Below are 389 nucleotides of genomic sequence, written 5' to 3'. Positions count from 1 at the left end.
TCCTGCTGAACCGCTCTTCCGATCTTTAATTGATTTAAATTATTATTTTATTATTTTGGAGCGGACGAGGGGAATTGAACCCCCGTCTCATGCTTGGCAAGCACGTATAATAGCCACTATACGACGTCCGCATTCATTAAGTCAAGAATTTCATTTTTTAAAAAAAATAATTTCTAAAAAACTACAACATATATATTAACAAAAAAATAAGAAAAATTTAAAACAAAATGATTGGTGCCCTTAACGAGAATCGAACTTGTATTTCATCATTACCACTGATGTGTTTTGCCATTAAACTATAAGGGCTTTTGACACTCTTGTATTATTTTATCATATAAAACCCAATTTAAGAAAAAATGTTATAATTAATTACTAAAAAAAACTTTTTC

Annotated in this window: 2 tRNA genes; both read right to left on the bottom strand. The window is 29.0% G+C overall.

The window, feature by feature from the left end:
• Positions 1 to 56: 56 nt before the first annotated feature.
• Positions 57 to 131, bottom strand: a tRNA-Gly gene (locus tag ON17_RS02615).
• A gap of 101 nt (positions 132 to 232) precedes the next feature.
• Positions 233 to 306, bottom strand: a tRNA-Thr gene (locus ON17_RS02610).
• Between the last annotated feature and the right edge of the window lie 83 nt (positions 307 to 389).

The organism is Poinsettia branch-inducing phytoplasma str. JR1, from assembly GCF_000309465.1.
Classification (GTDB): Bacteria; Bacillota_I; Bacilli_A; order Acholeplasmatales; family Acholeplasmataceae; genus Phytoplasma; species Phytoplasma pruni.
Note: the sequence above shows the minus strand (reverse complement) of the source record. Positions and strands in the feature narration are given on the sequence as shown.